The sequence below is a fragment of the Parasynechococcus sp. genome (assembly GCF_042954325.1).
Classification (GTDB): domain Bacteria; phylum Cyanobacteriota; class Cyanobacteriia; order PCC-6307; family Cyanobiaceae; genus Parasynechococcus.
The window spans coordinates 1-9,106 of the sequence record NZ_JBGKDS010000050.1 but is presented as its reverse complement, the minus strand read 5'-3'; the positions used below and the strand labels follow the sequence as shown (position 1 = coordinate 9,106).

The following is a 9,106-nucleotide window of genomic DNA, read 5'->3' as shown; positions in this document are numbered from 1 at the left end:
TCCTGTGGCTCTGCAGGCACCTGCCATCGGTTGATCTGGAATCAACCTGTTCCTTCTGGAACAGAACAAACGATTCAGATCAACTGAATCGGAAAGCCCCCGCCTCACGGCGGGGGCTTTTTGTTGTCTGGTGCGACAACGGATTCAGCCGCTTCAGATGGAGCCCGTTGTCCAATACCGCAAGCGGGATGGGTTCTCAGCGAGATATCGCTCAACGGCAGCTGCGGGGGATGTGTCCTGGGCTTCGAGCAACAAAGCATCGAGGTCCGGTTCGGGGACGTGAAAACGATTGAGGAATGCGGCCACGGAGGGGGCCGACTGATCCAGCCCGGGACGGCCGATGGAGTGAATGCGTTCGAGGCCTCCGAAGACTCCCTTTGGGTCCTTCAGGAAACGCAGCTGATAACGGGCAAACATCCAGTGGGGCGTCCAGCTGGTGGCGATCAACCAGTCCTCTTCGGCAATCGCCTTGGCGAGGACAGCCGTCATGGCCGCACTGCTGGAGGAAACGAGCTCCATGGTGGTCAGGTCGTAGCGCTTCAATGCGTCCCGTGAGGTCTTGTTCAGTCCTGATCCGGGATCAATGCCTTGCACCCGATTGTTGAAACGAGCGGCCAGGCTTGGTTGCCGCAGCTGCTCGATGCTGTTGATGATGCTCTCCGGCACATAGTTCGGCACGATCCAGCCGAGGCGGCCGCTGTACATCGGCCCGTAGTCCTGGACTCGATCGCGGACATCCGTCCAGTACTCCCTGTGGGTGAGAGGGAGCCACGCCATCAGCATCAGATCGAGATCGCCGCGGGCCACGGATTGGTACTGGATGCCGATGTCCGCCATGACGCGTTCGACCGGACGTTTCAACTCCTGTTCAATCACGGCAGCCACCATCAGGCTGATCAGTTCCGCGTCGGCCCAGGGAGACCAGCCCAGACGCAGCGGCCTTTCAGTGTTGTTGCTCCCGCCAAGCTGTTGGGCTGGATCGGAGAGCTCACGATTGCCCTCCGGTGGTTGCGCCTGTCGGGCGATGTTGCTCAGGGACGCGCCGGCCAGTCCCAGTCCCGCCAGCAAAACACTGCGCCGCCGCCAGTTCTGGAACGGGGTCATGGGTGTCCCCACAACTGCCTCAACCTGGTGCTCAGCGGCCGGCTTGGAGGGTGACTCAGGCTTTGGGATAAGCGATCGAGAATCACCGCGAGGATGACAACGGCGAGGCCGCCCTCGAAGCCCAGCCCGATGTTCAGCTGCTGAATGCCTCGAAGCACAACATCGCCAAGGCCCCCGCCTCCAATCATGGATGCGATCACCACCATCGATAAGGCCAGCATCAGCGTCTGATTGACTCCGGTCATCACGGTGGGTTGGGCATTGGGCCATTGCACTTTCATCAGCAGTTGCCCCTCGGAACAACCGAAGGAACGGCCGGCTTCGAGCAAATCCTTCGGGACTTGCTCAAGACCGAGCACGGTGAGGCGCACCACCGGCGGCATGGAGAAGATCACGGTCGCTAATACGGCGGGGACGGCCCCTGTGCTGAACAGCATCACGGCGGGAATGAGGTAAACGAACGCCGGCATGGTTTGCATGAGATCCAACAGGGGTCGGGTTACGGCCCAGATCCATCTCTGACGTGCTGCCAGGACACCGACAGGCAACCCGATCAGCAGCGCGAGCAACGCCGACGTCAGGACCAGAGCCAAGGTGCCGATCATTGGTTCCCAGAGCTGCATGCTCACAACGAGATTCAGGCCGACCAGGGTGAACAGGGCAAAGCCAGCACTGACACGCCACAGCCCGAGGCCCGCGAGAAGTGCGGCCAGGAGCCAGGCACTGGGGAGCTCCAGCAGATGTTCGGTGAGTCCCGCCAGCATGAGGATCACCCCATTGATCTGCTGAAACACCGGTTGGCCATGGCTGAGTAGCCACCCCACCGCAGCATCAGCGATGCGACCCATCGCTCCGGCTTCCGTGGCACTGATCAGGACAGGGGCTGTCATTGCGGTTGCAGTGCATGGAGGAGGGACTGGGCGGTGACCACTCCCTGCAGTTGATCCTGTTGGTCCATCACGGCGATCGCTCCTGCATGGGCGATGGTCGCCATGGCGTCTCGCAGTCGGGTTGTCGCCGGCAGCCTGGGCAGCTGATCCAGGCTGTCGGCGTTGGCGGGCTCGGCAATGGCACCGAGGTGGAGAACATCGGCGCGATCGATGCTGCTGAAGAAGGTCCGAACGGTTTCCGTCGCGGGATTCAGCAGGAACTCTGGGGCTGTTCCCACCTGCAGAAGCTGGCCGTTGTGGAGCAGCGCGATGTGATCACCAACGCGGACGGCTTCATCGAGATCATGCGAGACAAAAACAATCGTGCGCGGCTGCTCTTGCTGTAATCCGAGCAAAAGATCTTGCATGTCTGTTCGGATCAGAGGGTCGAGTGCCGAGAAGGCTTCATCCATCAAGAGAATCGGTGGATCCAGGGCCAGGGCTCTGGCGAGTCCGACGCGCTGGCGCATGCCACCGGACAATTGCTCCGGGTAGCGGTGGAGATCCTTCGCCAAGCCAACGCGATCCAAAATGTGACGGGCACGTTCAAGCCTTGGCCGCCTGGCCATTCCCCCGATTTCGAGCCCGAAAGCGGCGTTTTCAAGTGCTGTTCTGTGAGGGAAGAGTGCGAAGGACTGAAACACCATGGCGATGCTGTGTCGCCTCAACGCGATCAGCTCCTGTGCATGGAGTTCATGGAGTGGCCTCCCTTGGATCTTGACGCTGCCGGAGGTCGGCCGCATGAGTCCATTGATCATTCTCAGCAGAGTCGATTTTCCGGAACCGGAACGACCCATCAGTACGGTGATCTCACCGGCTTTGATGTTCAAAGACAAGGCGTTGATCGCCTGTCGATCTCCAAAAGATTTGGATACATCGCAGATGCGAATCGGATCGATCATTCCGTCGCAGCCTCTGTTCAGCGTAGAAGCAGTCGATCAAGATTTTCAAGGGTCTGGGTCGGTCGCAGATTTAATCTTGAGGGTTTCAAAAGGTTGTTTGGGATCCGCTGTAGGGCAGGGGATTTGCCGGTTTTGATCTTTGCATTGAATGCTGTTTGCTTGGGTCGCCCCTGACAGACTGTTTTGATCTTGATAGGGTCCAAGCATCGGTCTGATTCGTACTGAATCCCGTGCAGGGTCAATGCCTTTTCCCCTCTTTTTGGGGTGATTTTTGATGCATTGTTGCTTCTCTGCGCTCTTAAGTAATGGGTTGGTATGACTTCAACGCAGACGAGTCCTTCTTCGCGGGGGGGAGACCAGCAGCGTTTCGGAGAGTCCCCTGAGTCGGTGCGGGAGACGGATCATTATCAGCAGGAGTACATCGAAGATTTCGCCGATCGCTGGGATCGTTTGATTGATTGGGAGGCACGTGAACGGGCTGAAGGCGATTTCTTCATTCGAATTCTTAAAGACTACGGCGCCCATTCGGTTCTTGACGTTGCTACGGGCACGGGGTTCCATTCCGTTCGTTTATTGAAAGAGGGTTTTGATGTCGTTAGTGCAGATGGAAGTCCGAATATGCTGGCGCGTGCATTTCGGAATGCCCGTCATCGCGATCAGTTGTTGAGAACGGCGCAGGCGGACTGGCGTTTTCTTAATCGTGACATTCATGGCACATTTGATGCTGTGATATGCCTTGGTAATTCTTTTACTCACCTATTTAAAGAGCGTGACCGCCGAAAGGCTTTGGCTGAGTATTATGCTGTTTTGAAGCACAACGGTGTGCTGATTCTTGACCATCGTAATTATGACCGACTATTGGAAGGTGGGTCGGCTGTTAGCGGTGCGAAGGGAACTGTCTATTGCGGGGAGGACGTCCAGGTTGGTCCTGAGCATGTGGATGAGGGCCTGGCTCGTTTTCGTTATGCATTCGGAGATGGCAGTACCTATCACTTGAATATGTTTCCGCTTCGCTATGGCTATGTGCGCCGGTTGATGTCAGAGGTGGGTTTTCAGAAGATTGCCAGTTACGGCGATTATCAACGGGATTTCGAGGATCCTGACTTTTACGTTCATGTTGCTGAAAAAGAGTATCGCTTTGATGGCGATGCCACCATGCTTTGATCCCATGGACAGCGATTGCTTAACGACGGCTGATTCTGTTGCAGCCGACTACTACGACAGTGCAGATGCTGATCGTTTTTATGAAAAAGTCTGGGGTGGTGAAGACATTCATATCGGTTTATATGACTCCTCCGCTGAGTCGATTGCGGTGGCCAGTGATCGCACTGTGCATGCGTTGATGGCGATGGCAACCGACCTTCCGCAGGGTGGTGTGGTGGTGGATTTGGGTTCGGGGTATGGCGGAGCTGCACGTCGCCTGGCGTCATGGAGTGATCGCTCGGTCCATGCCATCAATATCTCCGCTGTCGAAAATCAGCGGCACAGGCGACTGAATGCTGCGGCGGGGGTTTCCGCAAGGATCACAGTGCACGATGCATCCTTTGAACAGGTCCCGCTGCCGGATCAATCCGCTGACTTGGTGTGGAGTCAGGATGCGATTCTCCACGCCGGTAACCGCGCTCAGGTCTTGGCAGAGGTGGCTCGCTTGTTGCGGCCGGGTGGGTGTTTTGTGTTGACCGATCCCATGGCCATGGATGGTGTGGAGATGAGTCGGTTAAAGCCCATTCTGGATCGTATTCACCTGCCGGATTTGGCCTCACCCGATCGCTATCGCGCCTGGGCAGAGCGCGTTGGCCTTGCGCGTGAGGTCTGGGATGACCGTTCAGGCATGTTGGTGCGTCATTACACCCGGGTCCAGGAGGTGACCAGGCAGCGACGTGCTGAGCTGGAGCAATCGATCAGCCCCGCTTATCTCGATCGCATGGATCTGGGGCTTCAGCATTGGATTGATGGTGGCCTTGAGGGGCGCCTCAGTTGGGGGCTGATGCGTTTTCGGCGGCCGGTGGACTGACGTCTTCAGAGCTGCTGTCTGAGGGAGTGTTGCCTGCTGACGGCAGTTCTGATTCTGGGCTCGGAGGGACCATCGGAATGGATCGCAAGGTTTGGAGCTGTTGTTCGAGGTTTTTGAGGCGTTCTTCAACGTTGGTTTGCTGATTGGTGCGGCTGAGTTGGTTCTGTTGTTCGCTGCCGCTGACCACCGTGATCGGAATCCGTTGCACGCGTAACTGAAAAGTCGCGTTCAAGGGTTGGCCAATCCGTTGATTGATCAAGGTCTGCACCTGTTCCACCTGTTCGAAGCTGGGAATGCCTGGATCGGTTGCATAGACGGCCACATCAATAATTCGAGGTGATTGTTGACCGTTGCGATCGAGGGAAACACGGGCCAGATTGGCATTGAATGTGAGTGTTTTTCGCATGAGGAATTCAGCAATTAACGACTCCACATCCCGTTGAATCTGTTCGGTTTTTTCCTGGATCTGCTGTTCTCTTAGGACGCGACGTTGTCGCCTTGAGCCTTCATATAAAGGGGTGAGAATGCCGATGCTGAGGACCCCTGCTGTGAGGAGTGCAAGTTTGCTCTGGCGATTGTTGAATAATTTTTGGCGTAGATAGGGCTCTCGTAGGCACAGCACACCGATGCCTCCCATCACAATGCCCAGCAGGTTGGCGGCAAACATCAGTCCAGCGCCCATGGCATTGCTCCAGTCGGCCATGGCCGCGGTCAGTCCGCTGGCACAGACCGGTGGGACGAGCGCCACGGCGATGGCCGTACCCGCCATCGCACTGACAGCGTCTGCTCGAACCTTGGCGTAGGTCGCAATGGCACCGGCCACGAATGCAATACCGAGATCCAGCATGGATGGACTCAGTCGACCCACGATCTCTGATTGGAAGGCTCCGGGCACCAAGAGCCCTCTGTGGTCAGCGATCTGGCCGAGCATGAACGAGAGGCTGAGGCAGATCACCGCTCCCACCAGAAGGGTGGTGAGTGCTTCACGCATCAGGCGCCAATCGGATGCCAGAAGCGCGAACACGGCCGTTCGCAGCGGCAGGATCCAGGGGGCCACCACCATGGCTCCGATCACAACAGCTGGGTTGTCGGCGATGAGCCCCAGCGTTGCGATCACGCTGGAGCCAATCGTCTGGATGATGAAGGGCTGATTCAGATCAGCATCGGCGTCGTAGCTGCGATGGAGCTCATCCAGACGATGGCCTTCTTCCAGCAGATCGTTCTGGGTTCGCTGCACGATGCTTGGCGATTAACTCCGCCGACCGACGATGACAGGAGGTGTTCCGTTTGCGTTACCGGGTAGGGAAGGAACCACCTCTGTCTGACCATCCCATTTATCAAGGAAAAGCTTGAACAAGACCTGGTCATCCAGGCTGCGATTCAAGGTGTCGTAGCGAATTGCTTCCTGCTCTGCGATTTTGACCTCCGTTTGGGCCCGCAATAACTGCTGCTCAGCAATTTGCTTTTGTTCGATTGCGGCACGGTATTCCTCTGCAATCTGAAGACCTGTGAGGTCGAGCCCCCGGACCTCGACATAGTCGAATTTGGTGAGTTCATCCGCAATGGTTCGCTCCACCAACGATGAGATGTCATTCCATTCGGTCGCGATGGTGACCAGCTCATACTGCGAAAAAACTGACTTGAGTGCTTTCAGCAGGGACGGTTGAATAATCCTGGGGTAGATGTCACGGTCATTGCTGGCAATCGTGCGGTAGATCCGACCCGCCTCATCCGGACGCACGGCGTATTTGACGGTGGCCGTTGCTTCAATGACCTGGAGGTCTTTCGTCAGTGTGGCGAATTCTTCAGGCCGTACCTGCGTGCGCACGTCAAAGGGATAAATCGACTGCACGAAAGGGATTTTGAGGTTGAGACCGGGAAGGCGTGATCCTCCGCTCACCTTGCCCAGGGTGGTGACAACGGCGACTTTGCCCGCCGGAACGATGAAGAGCGATTGGCCAATCAGCAGGAGCACACTCAGTGCAATGGCGACCAGGCTCACCAATCCGCTCGTTGGGTCATTGATTGGACGGGGCGTCTGCATGACGGACCGGACGAAGAGCGGTCTCCCGATGATGTCGCCTTGACGACGGTGTTGTTGATCGGGTTCGCAATCCAGGGCAAAACCGACACCATTGCAGCGTTGCATCGGAACGGCCGTCGTTGCCCACACAGGTTGCGGGCATCAGCATTCATCCATGACCTATCAAAGCCCCGTTCGCGTTCCCCGTGCGGAGAATCCATGGATCGACGGCCTGATTGACGGTTACCGCTGGGGGACGACAGAGGTCTCACCGACCATTGGTTACAGCTTTATTCGCTCCACGGCCAACGAGCCCCGTGGGCTGTTTGCCGGGTACCCCTCGTGGGGCTGGAGTGATGACGAACGTGCCTTGATGCTTGATGCGATCGCTGCCATCGAGGCGGTGTGCGGTCTGCGTTTTGTTGACCGCGGTGATGACAACGACGACGACGTCGAAATCTGGTTTTACAACCTGGACGATGAAGCGGCCGATGGCGCGTTTGGCTTCGCCTACACCCCCGGAAGCAGCTCGGATGAGGGATTGGTTGCGATGAATTGGTCGGCTTACCGGAAGGAGGACGGCACAGAACGCCATCCGATTGCCCCGGGAAGTTTCTATGGCATCACCTTTTTGCATGAGCTCAGCCATGCGGTCGGTTTAAAGCATCCCCACGACCGTGGCCTTGAGGGGCAACCGCGTTTCCCAGGGTTGACCCGCGGCTCGAAGATCTACCGGGACGCTGGTTTGCATGGACAGAATGCCCAGCCCTGGACGCAGCTCACCTACGTGGACAAGAGGGCGCGCAACGGTGCGGTTCCTCCCAGGGCTGAGGCCTTTGGCTTTTTGCAAACTCCGGGCGCTCTGGATATCGCGGCGTTGCAGTGGCTGTATGGAATTAACGGGGAGGCCGCTGCAGGCGATGACGTTTACGACCTGCCAACCGAGAACGGTGAAGGGGTGGGTTGGCAGAGCCTGTGGGATACAGGCGGCCGGGATCGCATTGATGCAGCGGGTGCTTCTGACCCCGTCACCATTGACCTGCGCAACGCCAGCTTGGAGGTGAGTGATGCCGCCGGCGGTTACCTCAGCCGGGTTGAGGGGGTTTGGGGGGGATTCACCATCGCGCACGACTGGGATGGTCTCCTGCTTGGCGCGTCACCAGGGTTATGTGTGATTGAAGATGCCACCGGTGGTCAGGGTGATGACTGGTTGATTGGCAACGCGGCCGGGAATCTGCTGAAGGGGCGCCGCGGCGATGACGTTCTGTATGCCGGTGCATCGGGGCCGGATCGTCTCAGGGGAGGGCCAGGACGCGATCAATTCTGGGTATCTGCTGAACCTGGATCGTTTGTCACCATTCTCGATTTTGCGGCTCAGTCGGATCTGCTCGTATTTGATCAGGATTTGCTCGGGGTTGAGTTCGCCGCCGGTCGCCGTGGAACTGACGTTCTTGTCGACGGTGTTCGCGTGGCTTTCCTGGTCGGCACGGCCGGCTTGACGATCGCTGAGCATGCCGTGGCTCAGCCCTTTGAAATGCCTTAAGGACGCGTCACAGTCTCGGTGTTGTCGTCCGCGATCGGACGCCGCCGTTGTTCACAGGCGCGGCATTCCTGGCTGTCTAGCCCAAAAAAATTGAGAGACCGTGTGTGTCCACAGCTGTCACAGCGACGCGTCTCTGCTGGGGGTGATTCATAGGCCATCAGAGCAGGGCACAGACGTTCCACTGGTCACTCTGGCAGCGGCGCGACGACCTGCTAAAGGTCTTAAGATGAGATTAAATCTGGATGACTGCGTCAGGAGCTTGTGCTCAGCGCACTCCTGGATTTCTTTTGAGGAGTCCAGGGTCTTGCTTCTAGATGCGTACCGCCGTTTTCGTGGCCAGGCCAAATACGGTGGCAATAGCGTGCAAACGCTTCTGGGAATTGAGATCTCGATTCTCCAGCGTGCCTCAGAGCACGAGTTGAAGCAGCGATTGGCGGTTGCCCGGGAGTGGTTCTGATGTTGTGTGGTCTGATCTCTTCGCTCCTGGCGGTGGTGATGGTGTTCCATTTCGCCGGCCCCTTACCGCAGGACCTGGGCGTTCAGCAGGGGCACCTGCGGGCCTGTTCCCAGCCTCAGCACTGTGCGCGATTG

At 57.7% G+C, this 9,106-nt stretch carries 8 protein-coding genes; 3 read left to right on the top strand and 5 right to left on the bottom strand.

Translation table 11 applies throughout. The annotated features are described in order from the left end of the window. Positions 1-153 precede the first annotated feature (153 nt). Genes ACGVKB_RS07505 through ACGVKB_RS07495 form a run of 3 tightly spaced genes read right to left on the bottom strand, consistent with a single transcriptional unit; the run spans position 154 to position 2,869 of the window. Positions 154-1,104 (bottom strand): glycine betaine ABC transporter substrate-binding protein, encoded by a 951-nt coding sequence (locus ACGVKB_RS07505; protein WP_392350707.1) that lies wholly within the window; start codon positions 1,102-1,104, stop codon positions 154-156. Beyond that, entirely contained in the window at positions 1,101-1,994 is an 894-nt protein-coding gene (locus ACGVKB_RS07500) for an ABC transporter permease (protein ID WP_392350705.1), read from the bottom strand. The genes ACGVKB_RS07505 and ACGVKB_RS07500 overlap by 4 nt, the downstream gene beginning before the upstream one ends. After that, positions 1,991-2,869 carry an ATP-binding cassette domain-containing protein gene (locus ACGVKB_RS07495; RefSeq protein WP_392350703.1) on the bottom strand — a complete coding sequence of 293 codons (879 nt, stop codon included), beginning with the start codon at positions 2,867-2,869 and terminating at the stop codon, positions 1,991-1,993. The genes ACGVKB_RS07500 and ACGVKB_RS07495 overlap by 4 nt, the downstream gene beginning before the upstream one ends. 381 nt (positions 2,870-3,250) lie before the next feature. Here ACGVKB_RS07495 and ACGVKB_RS07490 point away from each other — a divergent pair, with 381 nt between their 5' ends. Beyond that, a complete protein-coding gene (locus tag ACGVKB_RS07490; protein WP_392350701.1) occupies positions 3,251-4,099 on the top strand; it encodes a class I SAM-dependent methyltransferase in 849 nt (282 codons plus the stop codon). Continuing rightward, a complete protein-coding gene (locus tag ACGVKB_RS07485) occupies positions 4,077-4,949 on the top strand; it encodes an SAM-dependent methyltransferase (protein WP_392350699.1) in 873 nt (290 codons plus the stop codon). Before ACGVKB_RS07490 ends, ACGVKB_RS07485 begins: the two co-directional genes overlap by 23 nt. Here ACGVKB_RS07485 and ACGVKB_RS07480 read toward each other — a convergent pair. After that, positions 4,909-6,186, bottom strand: coding sequence for a DUF389 domain-containing protein (locus ACGVKB_RS07480; protein ID WP_392350697.1), 1,278 nt, complete (start codon positions 6,184-6,186; stop codon positions 4,909-4,911). The two genes, ACGVKB_RS07485 and ACGVKB_RS07480, sit on opposite strands and share 41 nt — an antisense overlap. Before the next feature lie 12 nt (positions 6,187-6,198). Beyond that, on the bottom strand, positions 6,199-6,993 hold the full coding sequence (locus tag ACGVKB_RS07475) for a prohibitin family protein (RefSeq protein WP_392350711.1): 795 nt from the start codon (positions 6,991-6,993) through the stop codon (positions 6,199-6,201). 352 nt (positions 6,994-7,345) lie between these two features. Between ACGVKB_RS07475 and ACGVKB_RS07470 the strand changes: the two genes are divergently transcribed. Continuing rightward, entirely contained in the window at positions 7,346-8,515 is a 1,170-nt protein-coding gene (locus ACGVKB_RS07470) for a M10 family metallopeptidase C-terminal domain-containing protein (protein WP_392350709.1), read from the top strand. Positions 8,516-9,106 lie beyond the last annotated feature (591 nt).

Bases quoted from the DNA above. Each gene is read 5' to 3' on its own strand.
- ACGVKB_RS07505 (WP_392350707.1), bottom strand. From the start codon at position 1,104: ATGACCCCGTTCCAGAACTGGCGGCGGCGCAGTGTTTTGCTGGCGGGA.
- ACGVKB_RS07500 (WP_392350705.1), bottom strand. From the start codon at position 1,994: ATGACAGCCCCTGTCCTGATCAGTGCCACGGAAGCCGGAGCGATGGGT.
- ACGVKB_RS07475 (WP_392350711.1), bottom strand. From the start codon at position 6,993: ATGCAGACGCCCCGTCCAATCAATGACCCAACGAGCGGATTGGTGAGC.
- ACGVKB_RS07490 (WP_392350701.1), top strand. From the start codon at position 3,251: ATGACTTCAACGCAGACGAGTCCTTCTTCGCGGGGGGGAGACCAGCAG.
- ACGVKB_RS07485 (WP_392350699.1), top strand. From the start codon at position 4,077: ATGGCGATGCCACCATGCTTTGATCCCATGGACAGCGATTGCTTAACG.
- ACGVKB_RS07470 (WP_392350709.1), top strand. From the start codon at position 7,346: ATGCTTGATGCGATCGCTGCCATCGAGGCGGTGTGCGGTCTGCGTTTT.